Below are 17,286 nucleotides of genomic sequence, written 5' to 3' on the forward strand. Positions count from 1 at the left end.
TTGCTTGATTGCTTGATTGCTTGATTGCTTGATTGCTTGATTGCATATTCTACAGCTCCTCTTTGTCTAGATTTAAAATACAAACGTAGACGATCCTACTAAATTCTAAATTTAAAATCAATTTCCCTCCTATAGACAGCTCCCTCCGCAAGCGGAGGGAGATAATCCATTACCACCCTAAGGCTTGATGGGCAATTTGGTTGTTTAATCTAGGGAAGTGCGTAAGAGCGGATAATCCTAGATTTCTTGCTAATTGTACAGGCAATAACGGCGAGCTGAAGATGGAAATTAATCCATTTGTTGCCTGCATCATTTTTTGCTGATCGGCGATACGTCTTCTTTCAAATTCAGATAATAGCGATGTTTCGCCAATATCTTTTTCGGTCAAAAACGCCTGAGTAATCAAGTCACAGAGTGTGAAAAGATCTCTCAATCCTAAATTAAACCCCTGCCCTGCAACAGGGTGCAACTGTTGAGCGGCATTGCCTATAATCGCTAGGCGGTGGTGAATATGCGAATTTGTTTTTTGCAAAGAAAGCGGATAAACGAACCGCTTACTCACTCGCTGAAATTTTCCTAATTTCCAACCAAATTGTTGCTGCAAGGCATTGAGAAAATCATTATCCGATAAGTGGATTAATGGCGTTGTATCTTGCACACACCAAACTAAAGAGAGGTTATTCCCTTTTAGTGGCAATAATGCAAAAGGTCCTTGCGGTGTGAAACGTTCAAAGGCTTGATACTGATGCCATTGTGCAAGTTGAACATTAGCAATAATCGCTGACTGTTGGTAATCCTTTACAGTTTCCGTTATCACGCCACACTGACGTGCCAACGAAGAATGAATCCCATCACTCGCCACTAACAATTTTGCCGTAAGGCTCGTGCCACTTGCGAGTTTTATTTTGCAGTCCGTTGTTGTTCGCTCCAGTACTGCAATGGTATCTGGACAAAATTGTTGAATATTGGGCTGTTGAGAGAGTAAATTCGCAAGCGTTTTACCCAATTCCGCAAGCTCTACCACCACACCTAACTGTTCAATTCCTAAAGTCTGGGCTGAAAATTCAGTTTTACCAAAATGCCCTTGATCGGAAATGTGAATATGTTTAATTGGCGTGGCGAATTGGCAAATAATTTCGGCTAAATGACTATCTGCAAGCGGTTGAATTCGAGCTAATTTTTGCAGACTGCCATAGGCAAGAGCAATAGATCGAGCGTCAAAACCGCCTTGTTTGTCATAATCAGGCCGTGATTTTTCTATGAGTGCAATTTTAAGTTTTTGTGTGGTTGCACTGCTTAAGGCAAGTGCCAAAACAGAGCCTGTTACCGCTCCGCCAACAATTACAACATCAAATTGTGTAGTCATTTTTTCCCTTTTTTCTTTTTAAAATCGGCGAATTAGCTTCCCTCTCTCCGTTTACAAAGGGAGATACGCAGATGGAGGAAGATAACCTGTCTCACACCACTGTTACTAACGTATGATGTGTATCCATTGGTAACAACTTACCAACAGGATAAAGTGCCACATTCGTCCTTTCTGCAATTTTTTTAGCTAATTCGACCGCTTGAGGCTGAACCGCAATTAATAAACCGCCTGAAGTTTGCGGATCACATAAAATGGCTTTCTGCTTGAATGTGAATGCAGAAATAACCTGCCGATAGCTGTCAAAATTACGCTGCGTCCCCCCAGGAATGGCACCTTCAGCAATATAATTTTTTACGCCATCAAGAGTCTGAATGCCGCTGAAATAAACCTCTGCCTGCAAATTTGATCCTTGGCAAATCTCCACTAAATGTCCCAGCAATCCAAACCCTGTTACATCAGTCATTGCGGAAATTCCCTCAATTTTGGCAAATTCCTCACCAATGCTATTTAGCTGACACATCGTATCTCGTGCCAATGTGTTATGTTCTGGCTTTAATTTCCCTTGCTTTTCCGCTGTTGTCAGCACGCCAATCCCCAATGGCTTGGTTAGAAACAGCCTACAACCTGCCTTTGCAGAAGCATTTCGTTTCACCTGCTCTAAAGCAACCACGCCTGTAACTGCCAAGCCAAAAATAGGTTCGGACGAATCAATAGAATGTCCGTCAGCCAAAGCAATTCCTTGCCTGTGAGCAAGCACATCGCCTTCCCTCTACAATCCGTTGAGCGACCTGTGCGGGCAAAGTATTAATCGGTTTCCCATTGCAAAAATATCGCTAATCGCATTGGTTGCTGCAATTCGTCCAAAATCAAATGGATCATCGACAATAGGCATAAAAAAAATCGGTTGTGCTGATAATTCCCATACCATGACCAACATCATAAACCGCAGCGTCATCTTTTGTTTCGTGTCCCACAATTAAATTGGGATCGAAAAATTTTGCCTGCTCGCTGCGTAGTATTTGCTCCAATATTTTGGGTGATAATTTACAGCCACAGCCTGCACCGTGGCTATATTGTATTAAGCGAATAGGAGCTAGATCATTATTTTCACTCATTTTGATTCTCTTAATTTAATTGGAGATTGTATTAACAGTACGCTCAATTCTACCTTGAATTACGGTATTATGTAGCAGTTGCACAAAGATTTAACTCAGTGTTTCTGCTACATTTTTCTTACCCTATTGTAAATTAAGGGTAAGAAAAAATGATTGATTGAAGAACTTTCCCTTGTAGAACAAGAAAAGGCTGAATTTAGAGTAAAGATAAAGGGTTGAATCGGAAAATTTTAGGCTACCGAACAGCACTAAATCGCACAAGAGATTCAGATTTTTCATTAAGCAATAAATCACAGCGGCATTTTACGAAATAGCTAACAGGATTCTCGCATAATTAAAGGACAGGTGATCAGATAATTGTCTTTGCCTTCACGTGCTTCGATAAGATGTAATGTCGCTTGTACACCCATTTCATAGTGAGGGAGTTGCACGGTTGTCAGTGGTGGAAGGAATAAATCTGCCACGCCGACCATATTGTCATATCCCGTTACGGCAACATCTTGCGGAATACGGAAACCTTTGGCGAGCAAGAGTTGATAAGCGACAAACGCAATGCGATCGTTACCACAAATTACCACATCAAAATCAAAGGATTGTGGATTTTTTTCGAGTAAATCCAATAAAGGGCGTGCACCTTCAAAATAATCTTCCCCGTCTGGCGGCATAAAAAAATGCACGGGAGTTGCCGCATTCGGCTGCTTTGCCCATTCCTCTTCAAAACCCTGTTTACGTGCCGCGGTGGCGATGTAATTTTGCGGAATATGCAGAAAAAGCGGTTTTTTATAGCCCTTTTCCACGATAAGGTATGTAATATCTGCTTGTCCTTGATAATCATTGGGAATATAGCTCGCCGCTTTTACATCGTCGGTAATACAGTTGGCTAACACGATAGGAAACGAACGTAATTTGAGTGGTACGCTGACTTTTTTCAAACCGTTACGCACTTTAATATACTGGAAAATTCTGCTGAGATTCAGGTTTCGACAGAAAAAGTGCAGTATGTTTTTGATAAGAAAAAAGGCATTTTGAACGCACTGTTTATTGACGGTGAAAATCTGCTCAAGCAGCCGCTAGATTTCAATATTTGGTATGCACCTCGAGATAATGACGGCTTAACGAAAAATTTATGGATCGCAGCAGGCTACGACAAAGCACAAAGCCGTGCTTATGCAATGTCGCTAGAACAAACTGACGAACAAGTAACCGTTCAGGTAAAATGCGGTTTGGTTGCAGTGTCTAAAACTCGAATTTTAACCTTGGATGTGGCGTATCATCTATTTTCCGACGGCATATTTGAAGTGAAAATTCATGCGAAAAAAACACCGCACTTACCGTTCCTGCCACGCTTCGGCTTACGCTTTTTCCTCTCGAAAGAGTTCCAGCAAACGGAATATTTTGGCTATGGCGAAACCGAAAGCTATGCAGACAAACATCATTCGGGCAAACTCGGTTTTTATCACACCACGCCGCATAAAAACTACGTTGATTACCTCAAACCGCAGGAAAATGGCAGCCACTGGGGCTGTTCGTTAGTCAAAGTGCGGTCGAAAAATCACGAGTTTTATATCACAGCTGACCGACCGTTCAGCTTCAATATTTCGCCTTACACGCAAGAAGAACTCAGTTCGAAAAAACACAATTACGAACTAACGGAAAGCGACAATACGATTTTATGCATCGATTATAAAATCAGCGGCATCGGCTCAAATTCCTGCGGCCCTTGGTTGAAAGAAGAATATCGGTTAGGAGAGAGTGAGTGGGATTGCGGATTCCGATTCGAAATAGATTAACAGGTTTGGTCGGGGTAGTGCCCGACCTTAATTATTTTTAAGGGAATAGAGAGTTACAAAATATTGAAAGCCCTGTTTATCATTTATTACTATAACCTCTTCGGCTATCCTGCCAAACTTTCCAAAAGAGCGGCTTACCGCAGTTATGATACGAATAGAAAATTAGCCATTAGGATATGGATTATATTCTTAAATTGGGGCGTTTGCCGCCGAGTTCGGTAGGGTCTGAGCCTTGGCAATTAAGGTTTTATTAAACCCAGTCCATTTAAGGCTGCAGAGCCACAAAGTAGCTCAGATAAATTAACGTCATACGACTCCTATGGCACTAAAAATGAACATTATCCAACAACTACATAATACCCTTGAATTGCAAAAAATTGATAATAACCTACCGCTTGTAATATGCTAAAATGCCTTGATTTTATTTTGATGAACTATGACTATGCCAACCGTAAACCAATCCGCACTTGTCCCATACAATGCAGAACAAATGTATGCACTGGTAAATAATTATGAGCAATATCCCCAATTTTTATCAGGTTGTACAGCAGCGAATACGCTTAGCCTTGGAGAAAATGAGTTAGAGGCTGAATTAGTCATTCAAAAATTAGGCATTCAACAGCGATTTAGCACACATAATCGAATGGTTTTGAATGAAAAAATTGAGATGCAGCTAATTGAAGGACCTTTTCGTCATTTATCGGGCTGTTGGATTTTTCAGCCCTTTGATGAGCAAAGTTGTCAGGTTACATTGAAATTGGAGTTTGAATTTTCTAACCCAATTGTAGCAGCTGTCTTTGGCAAAATTTTTAATGAACTGACTGCTAAAATGCTGCAAGCATTTAGGCAACGAGCAAAGGAATTGTATGGTGTTAGATAACAAGATATCCATTAACGTAGAAATATTATATGCCTATCCTAATAAATATTTCTTAAAAAAACTTCATTTAAATACGCCTACTACTATTGAGAATGTCATTTTGCAATCGGGTGTATTAGAAAAATATCCTGAAATTGATCTAGGTAAAAATAAGGTCGGTATTTTTAGTCGTCCTGCCAAACTTTCTGATTTTGTTTCTGATGGCGATAGGATTGAGATTTATCGCCCTTTAATCGCCGATCCGAAAGAAATCCGCCGCAAACGTGCAGAACAGAAGAAATGATAGGTTACCCCCCCTACGCTTTCAGCACACTCCTCGTAAACGGAGGGAGGGAAATAGCGAAAAACAACACACTACTGCGAAAAAGCAAGCATTATAACAAAAAGAGCTTGCTGAAGTTCTTCTTCAGTCAATGCACTATTATTCCAGATCACCTTGCCATCTTTAATATCTAGACTAAAATTGACCATATTTTCATCAACATTGAAAATATCATTATGTTGTGCTTGTTTAGCCAGTTCTGCTCGCTCTAATTTTGCCAGCTGTGCAGCATCGTGTTGAGAATGTCCGTTTAGTTCCTTAATCTGAGCATTCGCTTTCTCTAACGCATTCAAGTCAAGTGAGCCAGATAAATGCGATTGAGCAAGAATTTTTAATATATCGTCGATACTGTGTATTTCGTTAGCATCAAATTTATCAATATTTAAATCCAATTGAAGATTGGATTTGCCTTTGTCATTTTCTAACACAAGATTTTTTAACTGAAAGATTAGACCTTGTTGCAATAAATCAAGGTGCGGTTGATCCGTTTCAAGCACTTGCCTTAATTGTTCAGGATCGCCTGCTAATCCGATCAACTGCTGGAACGGAGCAGCCGCCGTATCCATAAACAGATCGAAATTATATTTGCCTAGATCTATTTTTTGATTATTCGTTTCAATCATTACGTTGGCATTTACATCAGCCGCCGTTTGGTAACGATCAGCAATCATTTTACCATAACCATCACTGCTCACGTCTTTGAATACAATCTTGAATGTTTTATTTTGCTCGCTAGCTGAATTTGGCTTTGCTTGTTCAATTGCAAGATGACCTAATTTGAGCCCGAAATCGCCAAGTGTGAGCATTGGATAAGCATTATTATACCAACCAGCATCAAGTTGATAATTCAGGTTCTCAACAGTGAACAGCGTATTTAAGGCTTTATCTATGATTTGTATTTTAGGTAAATGGAGATCAATTTTTTGCTTTTCTCCTACTTTTTGGGTAGCTAGTTTAACTAAAAATGGTTCAAACTGAAAAAATTCACCACTTTTAGCTGATGTTTTTATTTCACTAGCGGTTTCCTTGCTGTAGTTGATGTCTGTTCGAGCAGTGAGAAACTGATTGTTATCTAATAATAGCGGCTGTGCTTCTTTTACAGAAAGATCACTTTCAACACTCGCCATCATTGGGGTAAGTTTGAATTGCGCTAGGCGATTAAGCGGAAATGGACCGTGGAAAATTTTATCACTACCGCTAAATTGATATGTTTGTGTCGATGTCTTAGCTTCAATTTGGTAAGTTGCCGTTGAGCTAAACAAATTACGTTCTAATTCAACCTCTTTAATCTCTGCCTGTATGCCGTAGGATTGTAAAAGATTCAAGTAATTATTTGCTTCATTGATCAATAATGGATAACGTTCTTCGATCTGTTTGCCTGTATACCAGCTTGTGCCAACACCTGCTATACCTGAAAGAGCAAAAAGGGAAAGTGCAATTTTAGATAGTTTCATATAACTCCTTTAATAGATTACATAATTCACCAACATCAATTAAAAAACAAAATGTTCTTTTATTAAACAGTTAGTTCAAGGGAAAAATTTGCAAAAATGCAATATTGTTCTGTAAATATAAAAATGTTTGTCTATAAACTTACTTTTGTACTTTTTCTAACAACCAGTTGCAAGGGGCAAACCGCTCGCCATAACGTGCCGCGTGATTCTGTAATTGGCGAACAATTTCAGTCGCACCAATTTTCTCAATATAGGCATAAATTCCTCCCCTAAAATCAGGGAAGCCAAAGCCATAAACTGAAGCCACATTACCTTCATCAACAGAACGAATGATGTTATCTTGCAGACACCAGCACGCTTCATTAATCATTCTTAATACACAACGACGGGCAATGTCTTGTGATTCCATATTATTTCGCATAATCGTTTCCATTACGTGATAAATACTTTTATCTTCTTGGGTACGGCTATTTTTGGAATTATAGAGATAAAATCCTCGTTTATTTTTGCGTCCTTTACGATCATTGCGGATAAGTGTCTGTATACTGTCAGATAAAGCAAATCGGCTACCTAATTCTCTCACCATTGCAGGATTAGACTTCACCAAAATATCTAAGCCAATCTCATCAATCATTGCTAGAGGTCCCACTTTAAAACCAAATTCTTGCAACGAACGGTCGATAAATTCGATCCCTTCCCCTTCCATTAAACAGTGAATCGCTTCAAGTAAAAATGGAGTTAAGACACGATTAATAAAAAAGCCTTCTTTATCAGCCGTCAACAACGGAATTTTTCCTTGCTGAATAGCAAAATGAATGGCGGTCGCAATGGTTCTCTCGCTGGTTGTGCGATGTGGAATGATTTCAACCATTTGGCGTTTAGTTACTGGACTAAAATAATGGAAACCAATCACATTTTCAGGACGTTTTGCAACAGAGGCGATATCGTGGATCGCAAATGTTGAGGTATTGGTGGCAAAAATCGCTTCTTCACTGTAGTAATTTTCGCTTTCTTGCACCATTTTCTGTTTGAGTTCAAGATTTTCATAGACCGCTTCAATAATAAAATCGGTAGATTTTGCGGCAACTAAACGCTCTCCCCCTGTGATCAGATTCATTCGTTGCATCATTTCACCATACGACAGCTGTTTATTAGCGACTGTTTTCTTCATTAATTGATAGCAATTTCGTAACGCTTTTCGAATTTCAGAAGGGTGAATATCTTTAATTCTAACAGGGACTTGAGCATTGTTCGCTGTCAAATAAGCAATCCCTGCCCCCATATATCCACTGCCTAACACGGTTACCTGCTGAACATCACGCACTCTAGATAAATGTTGATACTGTGCTTTCATTATGCGTTCGGTGGATTTTAAATTAATCAGTACTTTAGCTTGATCTGTTGCAAGTAATTCAGACAATGTTTCCTGCTCATTTACCAAGCCCACTTTAAAGTGAGGTTCGTTCAATACGGCTAGAATACGACTGACCGCTGGGTAATTGCCAAATGCCCTGTTCCAAACTCGATTTTCGATATAGTCCAAATAACGCTGGCGAAATAGAGGATTTCCTTCAAGCTGCTTACGCCAGCGTTTAAAACGAGTCTGCGGTTTTTTATGATCAACTTTTTGAATTTGATTACTTAGCAACAAGTGATAAGCAGTATGAAACAAACTACTTGCAGGCACGAGTTTATCGACTAATCCCCATTGTGCCGCTTTTTCTGAGCTGATTTTTATCCCTGACAACAACATCATTGTTGCTTTGGGTAAACCTATCAATCTTGGTAAGCGCTGTGTTCCGCCTGCAAAAGGTAAAATGCCAGATTTGACTTGTGGCATTGAGAAACGAGTATCCAATTCTTCAGTAGCGATACGGTAATCACACGCCAAAGCAAGCTCTAGACCTACCCCAAAACAGTCTCCATCAATTGCTGCGACCACTGGCATATTCAGCACGTTAATCTCACGCATTACCGCTTGAGCTTCTTTAGCAAGTGTTTTGGCTTGCTCCGCTGATTTTTGAATTAAGCCTGCCAATTTAAAACCTTTAATAAATGATTTCGGCGTTTGCGAAATAAAAATCACGCCACGAGCTTGCTGATAAATAATAGTTCCAATCACTTCACGCAAATCCTGCGTAAAATTTTCTGATAGCCAATTTTCTTGTTCACCAACGGTAGCTATTTTAACGATAGCAATTCGATTTTCGTCAATCTCAACTTGAAATGCAGAGGGCGTGTGTGGCATTGCTTGTTCGACCATTTTTTTTCCTTACTTCTTGCTCTTTTTCCACAGTTTTATTTTGTATTGATCCACTTTATGAAGGCTATTCACTCTCTAGTACCATCGCCGCACCAAGTCCACCTAAACCACTAGAAGCAATCAAGGATAATCCACCACCTTTTCGTTTTAAAGCATTAAGTGATTGAATTAACAATCTTAAGCTGGTGGCTGCTCGAGGATTACCAAATGCAATTGAGCCGCCCAAGTGATTAAGCTTACTAAGATCAATTTCGCCTAAACAAGCGGTGCGATTTAGCTGATTTTTTGCAAATTCTTTGGAGCGAAATAAATCTAAATTTACTAGCATTTGGCTAGCGGAGGTTTCGTGTATATCAATAAAATCCATTTCATCAAGTGTTACTTTAGCACGATCAAGGGCTAGACCCGTCGCAGCCGCCGCTCCCATAAACATATTTTGCCAAATTTCATTACCCGTAATAGCATAACTGCGAATATAGCCAAGCGGCGTCAAGCCAAGACTTTTAGCACGGTTTTCACTCATTAACAACACCGCCGCTGCGCCATCAACAGGTTTTGGCATATTCGCTTCTGTTACCGTGGCATAATCTTTTTTAACCACTGGTGAAAAACGAGAATAATAATTTTCTCTTGTTGCAGCAGGGATAAGCGAATCCGAGACTACAAAATCCACGTAAGGACGAGGAAAGGACTGCATCACATCTTCTTTGATCAATCCGATTTTCCACGCATCAAGCATTTTTTGATAGGAATGGCGAGCATATTCATCTTGTGCTTCACGGCTAATGTGAAATTGTTGAGCCATCTGCTCTGAAATTTCAGCCACAGAAAGTTGTGTCATATAATCTTTCAGATTAATACCGTGCGGTTTAAGATCTCGCCAAGAGAATTGACGAAAAAGACGATATTTTTCATTCAATGTTGAGGCATTAAAAATCTCACGCCATTTATGTACCACTCTAGGACTAATACTAAAAGCAGCATTGGAAATGGAATCTGTACCACCTGCAATACCAACCGCAATTCCGCCGCTTAAAATACTGCCTGCGACATTAACAACCGCTTGTATCCCTGACAGACAGGAACAGCTTAATGTATAGGCTTGTAGATAGGACATATTGAGTGCGAGAGCAATCTCCCGTGCTGGATTGGGAATATCGGGGTGTTGAATTACTTGTCCAAAAACCAGCTGTTCAACTTGCTGGCGATCAATTGCCATTCGACTGAGCAATTCATTTGTTACCATTATGCCTAAATCAAGGGCATAAGAAGATTTAAATCCAGTATCACGCCGCACAAAGGGAGTTCTAAGCCCAGCTACAATTGCAACCCGTTCTCCCTGTGAATGACGAGCTTGTGCCACCTCTTCCTGCATAGTCATAAGGCGTTGTCTAGCCATAATTTTCCCTAAAATTCGAAAACAAAAATTAGTGGAATTCTAGCACGACTAGCCCTAAAAATTTACAAAATTTTTAACAATTCTGACTGCTTGTTGCGACACTTATTACGACACTAATAGCGGAAATCATTTGCCTGTTGAAGCAGATTCTGGCTCTCTTTTAAAAAACATTCAGAATAATCGCCAAACCATTGGTGAACCGTTTTAAACGCTTCAACGAAACTTTGTTTATCTTTTGTTTGAAAAAAAGAAAGAGCCTCGGCGAAACTTTGTTGAAGCGATTCAATAACAGCTAAATTTTCGGGTTTATCGGCAATAATATCTGCGTAAAGCTCGGCATCTTGGGCAAAAAGCCTTCCTATCATCGCTAATTCAAGGCGATAAATTGGCGAAGATAACGCCAGTAACTGTGGTAATTTCACAGACTGTTTGGATAAATGTAGCCCATAGGCAAACGTAGAAAAATGGCGTAGTGCTTGAATATAGGTCATTGCGTAATCGTGTTGTTGTGCATCAACAACCTCAATTTTTGTCCCCCAAATACGAATTTGTTCAAGTAGCCACGCATAATTTTCAGCAAAACGTCCGTGACAACAGGCAACGACTTGTTTTGCCATGCTGGTAATATCAGAACCAAACATAGGGTGTAGCCCTACCACAGCCCCTCGATGAACCTCCAGCATTTTCTCTAATGGTTGTGATTTTACCGAGGTTAAATCCGCAAGCAACATCGTTTCGGTTAAATAAGGTTTAAGTGCTGCTATCGTTTCAAGCGTGTTAGCAATTGGCACAGAGACTAATACCATATCAGCCTCATGCAAAATATTTGCTGCATTATGCCAGTCATCTTTATCTAAGATTGCAACCTGATAGCCCGAATTGTAAAAATAATCGGCAAACAGACCGCCTAATTTGCCTTTGCCCCCGACAACCACGATTTTACGAATATTGGGATTGACTTTTTTAAAGCCTAGTTTATTCTCTCTAGCATAAGATTCTCTCATTACTCGGCGTAACACATCTTCAATTAAATCAGCAGAAATTCCTTGCTCTTGTGCTTCCGCTCGGCGAGCATTAAGCATCGCGGCCTCACGTTCTGGTGCATAAATAGGCAACCCATGCTGATGTTTAATTTTCCCAACCTCAGCCACTAAAGACAAACGTGTTGCCAAAAGTTGTATTAACTGCTGATCGAGCTGATCAATCTTTTTTCGAATAGGCTCAAGCGGATTTATCTGTTCACATAGAGTATACATATTTTTTCCTTTCGATTGTTGCACTGTGCAAAACTGACTAACACTCTCGTAATGTTTGTGCAAAAGTAACTAATAGCATTTCAGTCGTTTGCCAATCAATACAAGCATCTGTAATTGAAACACCATATTGCATTTGTGCAAAGGGTTGTTCTGATGACTGATTTCCAGCAAATAAATGACTCTCTATCATTAAGCCAATAATAGATTGATTACCTGCCACTAATTGCGACAACACATTTTCTGCCACAAGAGGTTGGCGACGATAGTCCTTATTGGAATTGCCGTGGCTACAATCAATCATTATCGCTTCTGGCAAGCCTGCTTTACGCAGAGATTGTTCACATTCATTAACATAAACTGCTTCAAAATTAGGTGTTTTTCCACCACGCAAAATAACGTGCCCATCAGGATTTCCTTTAGTTGAAAGCACTGTAACTTGTCCTTGCTGATTGATTCCCATAAAACTATGCCCCATAGCCGAGGCTTGCATTGCATTGATGGCAACACCTAAATTTCCGTCGGTTCCATTTTTAAACCCCACAGCCATGGATAAACCTGATGCCATTTCACGATGGGTTTGCGACTCTGTTGTTCTCGCACCAATCGCAGACCAGCTAAACATATCTGCGAGGTATTGTGGTGTAATCGGATCAAGAGCTTCTGTTGCAAGGGGCAACCCAAGTTCTGCTAGATCTAATAACAATTTTCGAGCGATGCGTAATCCTTTAACGACGTCAAAACTTCCATCTAAATTAGGATCATTAATTAACCCTTTCCAGCCCACAGTAGTGCGTGGTTTTTCAAAATAAACTCGCATTACAATGTAAAGTTTATCTGACACTTGCTCAGATAACTGTTTTAATCGCTTAGCATATTCTATTGCCGCATTAGGATCGTGAATGGAGCAAGGCCCAATGACAATTAATTTACGAGGATCTCGTTTATGAATAATATCCGCAATCGTTTGACGAGATTGTTCTATTTGTTTTCGTAATTTTTCAGAGAGAGGATATTCCTCTTTGAGTTGTTTTGGAGTGAGTAACACATACTCATCAGTGATATTGACGTTATGTAAACTATCTTGATTGGCAACAGAATTCATTTTAGTCCCTCATGTAAAAAAATAATTACAATAACTGTACTATTTTAATTCCATATTTTCAATAATTTTTTGCATAACTGTTTCAACAGAAATTTGTTTCATTAAATCTCTCCCTTTTGCCTTCGTTGCCCAAGGCAGAACTTCCCAAGATTTACCATATTGTTGAACAATCGCATTATCATAAACGGAAATAACTTTATCTAGATCGCAATAAGGTCCTGTACGGCGAGGGTTATGAATAGCGTAAAGCCCTATCACTGGTGTTTGCTGAGTGGTCGCAATATGAGCAGGCCCAGAATCTGATGAAAGTACTAAATCTGCTTGCTTAATCAAGCCTGCAAGTTGCTTTAATGTTGTTTTACCTGCAAGATTATGACACTTCGGTGCAAGCTGCTGGATTTTTTCAGCAGTCTCCGTTTCATAGCGAGAAGGCGAACCACATAAAATGACATTCACATTTTTAGCTATCACAAAATTCGCAATTTCTGCATAATATTCAAGTAGCCAATCTTTTTCCGCTTTACTTGAGCAAGGGGCAATGATTAGATTTTTTCTTTTTGGATCAATATATTGATGACTATAAGCCAAATCTGATTTACTAATCGGTAAATACCATTTTGGTTTTAAGTCTTTCACACCAATCGCTTTAGCAAACATCATTTGTCCGTCTAAAACGTGAGGGGAAGCGGTCTGTTCTACTTTAAAATTTGTAAACAACCATTGCCCCTCCCTCGCTCGATCACGATCAAACCCTATCTTAGTCTTGGCTTTAATACCCAATGAGAGTATGGAAGCACGAAAGGCGGTTTGCAAATTTAACAAATAATCGAACCGCTTATTTTTGAGCTGGGACCAGAGTGTAAAGATTCCTTTCCAGCCTGTTTTTTTATCATAAGGAATAAGGGTCACATTTGGAATACCTGCCATCAAACTAGCTTCCACTTTGCCAATAATCCAAGTAACTTCAGTGTCAGGATATTGGCGTTGAATTGCTTGCACAACAGCAAGGGTATGGCAAACATCACCGATTGCAGAGAGGCGTAAAATACAGAGAGATTGAGGTGTTTTCACGAGTATTTTTTATATCGAATAAATAAGATAATAACATTGATTTTGTCATTTTCGTTTACTATAGGCAATACTTTAACGCATTTTCAATGCTTATGCGTCGTTATTTTTAATGTGGTCAAAGGCGTGTAATCAGACTCAATGATGCCATTGAGCCTGATAATGTTATTAAAAGTGGTAGTAGGAGGACTAAAACCTATAGTGTTACTCAACCTGATAGTGCAATAATCCACCAAAAACCTTCTCTAGATTTTGATTAGTGAACGTATTTTCTGTTTTTCCTGCTGCCAACAAAGTGCGATTAATCATCAAAACCTGATCGCAAAAACTCGGTATACTCGCTAAATTATGCGTTGAAACCAAAATTAAATGCCCTTCCTCACGCAATTGTTTAAGCAAATCAACAATTGCATTTTCCGTTTTCACATCAACGCCAGTAAAAGGCTCATCAAGCAAAATAATATCACTTTCTTGAGCCAACGCACGAGCCAAAAAAACACGTTTTTTTTGTCCACCAGATAATTCACCAATTTGGCGATTCTGCAACAACTCGACACCAACTCGCTGCATCGCCTCCTTGACCTTTAACTTATCTGTTGAACTTGGACGGCGGAGAAAATTCATATAGCCATAACGCCCCATCATCACAACATCATAGACAGAAACAGGAAATTGCCAATCAACCTCTTCGCTTTGTGGTACATAAGCAACACGATTTTGCTTGAGTGCCTTTTTAACAGGTAAATTATTCAGTAAAACTGAGCCTGTTAAGGGGCTAACTAGCCCCATAATGCTTTTAAATAGAGTGGATTTTCCACCTCCATTCACCCCAATTAGAGCACAAATTGTGCCGTTTTCAAGGGTAAAAGACACATCGTGTAACGCTGTATGTCCATTATTATAGCGAACAGACAACTGGTCTACTTTTATGCAGGCGGGAGATTTATTCATTTTTTCTCTATTTTTATTCCAATATTTAGATACTTTCGAAGTTAAACGATTTAAATGACTTAACTATTTTTTACTTTTCTCAAAGCCTGTCACGACTGTCTCAATAGTTACTTTAAGTAAGTCTAAATAAGTTGGGACTGCTCCCTCTTTGGTTGAAAGTGAATCAACATAGAGTACACCTCCATATAATGCCCCTGTTTCTTTCGCCACTTGTTTAGCAGGCTTATCTGATACGGTACTCTCACTAAAAACAACTGGAATGTGATTCGCTCTTACACCATCAATGACCTTTTTCACTTGTTTTGGCGATCCTTGCTCTTCAGCATTAATCGCCCAAAGATAAAGTTCTTTAAGCTGGTAATCTTTAGCAAGATAGCTAAACGCCCCTTCACTGGTAACTAACCAGCGTTGTTGTTCAGGGATAAATGCCAAACGCTGACGCAATGGTTCTGCAATTGCTTTGACTTTTTCAGCATAAGCTTTTGCATTTTGGTTGTAACTCTCTGCGTTCTTAGGATCGTGTTTTACCAATGCCGCACGAATATTTTCGATATACACCAAAGCATTTTCAGTGGACATCCAAGCGTGCGGATTTGGCAAGCCTTGATACTCTCCCTCATTAATGGCAATTGGGTTAATGCCTTGTGTAACCACAACAGCAGGTTTTCCCTTCACATTCTCAAAGAAGCGTTCAAACCAACGTTCTAAATTCAATCCATTCCACAAAATTAAATCCGCCGATTGTGCTTTCACAATATCTTTAGGGGTCGGCTGATAATCGTGGATTTCTGCTCCTGGTTTCGTAATGGATTCAACCACTGCTTTATCACCAGCTACATTTTGAGCAATGTCTTGAATAACGGTAAATGTTGTCACCACCTTAAATGGTGCTGCCATTGCCAATGAAGAAACTAAACCTAACATTGCTACAGAGGATTTTATCCAAAACTTGAGTTTCATAATTTGTCTCCTTTTATAATTAAATTCTCATTTAGATACAAGTTATTGAGAATTACTCTCAACAAGAAACATTATAAACATTTTATTGGCTTTGGTAAACCAGAAATTTTCGTAGCTTGTTTTGCTGGTCCCTCTGGGAAAAGGCGTTGTAAATAACGGCTATTCCCTTTTTCTTCCCCAAATTTTTGAGCTAAGGCTTTGACTAACATTCTAATTGCAGGTGATGTGTTATATTCTTGATAAAATGCTCGTACAAAATGAATAATTTCCCAGTGTGCTTGTGTTAGTTCAAGATTATCAATATGTGCAATCTTGATCGCCAATTCAGGCGACCAGTCACTAAGATACTTTAAATAGCCAAATTGATCCGTTTCAATTTTCTGCCCATTAAATTCAATAAAATAATGCATAAAACTCTCTCCTAAATACCACATCTAAAATACGCTAAAAATAAAAAATGCCACATTAGTTGTGGCATTTCTATTCAATTTTATACTATAAAACGATTATTCATCGCTACCTAGTAAGCCAAAAATTTGCAAAAAGCTGACAAATAAATTATAGAGTGAAACATATAAATCAACAGTCGCACGAATATAATTCGTTTCACCACCGTGAATGATATTGCTCGTTGTCAATAAAATCGCACCACTTGAGAACACCACAAATAACGCACTGATTGCAAGGCTTAATGCTGGAATAGTGAGGAAAATATTCGCAATCACACCAATGAGCAACACCACAAAAAGTGCAATCATCATACCTGATAAGAACGACATATCTCTTTTTGTCGTCAGCACATAAGCGGAACAGCTAAAAAAGACCAATGCAGTTGCACCAAATGCGAGAGCCACAACATCACCTAAACCAGCACTTAAATAGCTTGAAAGAATTGGACCTAGGCTATAGCCTAAAAAACCTGTTAATCCAAAAACACTTAAAATGCCCAATCCACTATTTGCGGTCGCATTGGTTAAAAATAGCAGACCATAAAACCCCACCAGCATTCCCCACCAAGGTAAACGAGGTAAATTTAACGACATTGCCACCATTGCCACAATAGAAGAAAAGGCTAACGTCAATCCCAATAGAAAATAGGTATTACGCAGTACCTTGTGTGTACTGATTAGCGATTCGCTGCGTGTGTTAGTCACTAAACGATCTTGCATACAATCTCCTGTTAATAAAGGTTATGTTCAGATTAAAAATCTGTAACAAATTAGCGATAAACCCAGTAAAAGTCAAATGGATTGGCTCACTTTTCTTTAGTCAAGAAAAAGAAGACTATCCATAAAGCAATCATTTCCTAGCAAAATTTTGCAAAGAAATGACCGCTTGTTTCTATAATTAGCGTTTTTCT

The 17,286-nt window shown here is 39.3% G+C and carries 15 protein-coding genes and 1 pseudogene; 3 read left to right on the forward strand and 13 right to left on the reverse strand.

What is annotated here, in order from left to right; all coding sequences use genetic code 11:
- Nucleotides 1-169: 169 nt before the first annotated feature.
- The 3 genes and pseudogenes from ubiH to EV693_RS08120 all read right to left on the reverse strand — a co-directional run bounded on the left by ubiH (nt 170) and on the right by EV693_RS08120 (nt 3,425).
- Nucleotides 170-1,366 (reverse strand): 2-octaprenyl-6-methoxyphenyl hydroxylase, encoded by a 1,197-nt coding sequence (gene ubiH, locus EV693_RS08105; RefSeq protein ID WP_132501872.1) that lies wholly within the window; start codon nt 1,364-1,366, stop codon nt 170-172.
- 91 nt (nt 1,367-1,457) lie between these two features.
- Nucleotides 1,458-2,481, reverse strand: a pseudogene (gene selD, locus EV693_RS08110) (selenide, water dikinase SelD).
- A 314-nt stretch (nt 2,482-2,795) separates the two neighbouring features.
- Nucleotides 2,796-3,425, reverse strand: a complete 630-nt coding sequence (locus EV693_RS08120; RefSeq protein ID WP_243694590.1) for a substrate-binding domain-containing protein — start codon at nt 3,423-3,425, stop codon at nt 2,796-2,798.
- 48 nt (nt 3,426-3,473) lie between these two features.
- Between EV693_RS08120 and EV693_RS08125 the strand changes: the two genes are divergently transcribed.
- The 3 genes from EV693_RS08125 to EV693_RS08135 all read left to right on the forward strand — a co-directional run bounded on the left by EV693_RS08125 (nt 3,474) and on the right by EV693_RS08135 (nt 5,434).
- Nucleotides 3,474-4,271 carry a beta-galactosidase small subunit gene (locus tag EV693_RS08125; RefSeq protein ID WP_243694591.1) on the forward strand — a complete coding sequence of 266 codons (798 nt, stop codon included), beginning with the start codon at nt 3,474-3,476 and terminating at the stop codon, nt 4,269-4,271.
- 442 nt (nt 4,272-4,713) lie between these two features.
- The gene (locus EV693_RS08130; RefSeq protein ID WP_132501928.1) at nt 4,714-5,151 is read left to right on the forward strand and encodes a type II toxin-antitoxin system RatA family toxin; all 438 of its coding nucleotides are present in this window, start codon (nt 4,714-4,716) and stop codon (nt 5,149-5,151) included.
- On the forward strand, nt 5,138-5,434 hold the full coding sequence (locus tag EV693_RS08135) for an RnfH family protein (protein ID WP_132501876.1): 297 nt from the start codon (nt 5,138-5,140) through the stop codon (nt 5,432-5,434). The genes EV693_RS08130 and EV693_RS08135 overlap by 14 nt, the downstream gene beginning before the upstream one ends.
- A 71-nt stretch (nt 5,435-5,505) precedes the next feature.
- Here the strand turns inward: EV693_RS08135 and EV693_RS08140 are convergent, their stop codons facing one another.
- The 10 genes from EV693_RS08140 to EV693_RS08185 all read right to left on the reverse strand — a co-directional run bounded on the left by EV693_RS08140 (nt 5,506) and on the right by EV693_RS08185 (nt 17,095).
- Nucleotides 5,506-6,927, reverse strand: a complete 1,422-nt coding sequence (locus EV693_RS08140; RefSeq protein WP_132501877.1) for a YdgA family protein — start codon at nt 6,925-6,927, stop codon at nt 5,506-5,508.
- A gap of 139 nt (nt 6,928-7,066) precedes the next feature.
- Nucleotides 7,067-9,190 carry a 3-hydroxyacyl-CoA dehydrogenase NAD-binding domain-containing protein gene (locus EV693_RS08145; protein ID WP_132501879.1) on the reverse strand — a complete coding sequence of 708 codons (2,124 nt, stop codon included), beginning with the start codon at nt 9,188-9,190 and terminating at the stop codon, nt 7,067-7,069.
- A gap of 64 nt (nt 9,191-9,254) precedes the next feature.
- Nucleotides 9,255-10,589 (reverse strand): acetyl-CoA C-acyltransferase, encoded by a 1,335-nt coding sequence (locus EV693_RS08150; RefSeq protein ID WP_243694592.1) that lies wholly within the window; start codon nt 10,587-10,589, stop codon nt 9,255-9,257.
- Between the two features lie 113 nt (nt 10,590-10,702).
- Nucleotides 10,703-11,824 carry a bifunctional chorismate mutase/prephenate dehydrogenase gene (tyrA, locus tag EV693_RS08155; protein WP_132501930.1) on the reverse strand — a complete coding sequence of 374 codons (1,122 nt, stop codon included), beginning with the start codon at nt 11,822-11,824 and terminating at the stop codon, nt 10,703-10,705.
- 58 nt (nt 11,825-11,882) lie between these two features.
- A complete protein-coding gene (locus EV693_RS08160; RefSeq protein ID WP_132501880.1) occupies nt 11,883-12,947 on the reverse strand; it encodes a 3-deoxy-7-phosphoheptulonate synthase in 1,065 nt (354 codons plus the stop codon).
- A 39-nt stretch (nt 12,948-12,986) separates the two neighbouring features.
- Entirely contained in the window at nt 12,987-14,018 is a 1,032-nt protein-coding gene (locus tag EV693_RS08165) for a glycosyltransferase family 9 protein (RefSeq protein WP_132501882.1), read from the reverse strand.
- Between the two features lie 201 nt (nt 14,019-14,219).
- Complete coding sequence (locus tag EV693_RS08170; protein WP_132501883.1) at nt 14,220-14,966, reverse strand: metal ABC transporter ATP-binding protein; 747 nt, start codon at nt 14,964-14,966, stop codon at nt 14,220-14,222.
- Between the two features lie 63 nt (nt 14,967-15,029).
- Nucleotides 15,030-15,926: a metal ABC transporter substrate-binding protein gene (locus EV693_RS08175; protein WP_132501885.1), complete on the reverse strand. Its 897-nt coding sequence runs from the start codon at nt 15,924-15,926 to the stop codon at nt 15,030-15,032.
- Nucleotides 15,927-15,997: 71 nt separating this feature from the next.
- Nucleotides 15,998-16,336: a TusE/DsrC/DsvC family sulfur relay protein gene (locus EV693_RS08180; RefSeq protein ID WP_132501887.1), complete on the reverse strand. Its 339-nt coding sequence runs from the start codon at nt 16,334-16,336 to the stop codon at nt 15,998-16,000.
- Between the two features lie 96 nt (nt 16,337-16,432).
- The gene (locus EV693_RS08185) at nt 16,433-17,095 is read right to left on the reverse strand and encodes a Bax inhibitor-1 family protein (protein ID WP_132501888.1); all 663 of its coding nucleotides are present in this window, start codon (nt 17,093-17,095) and stop codon (nt 16,433-16,435) included.
- Between the last annotated feature and the right edge of the window lie 191 nt (nt 17,096-17,286).

This window comes from Nicoletella semolina, from assembly GCF_004345745.1.
Lineage (GTDB): Bacteria > Pseudomonadota > Gammaproteobacteria > Enterobacterales > Pasteurellaceae > Nicoletella > Nicoletella semolina.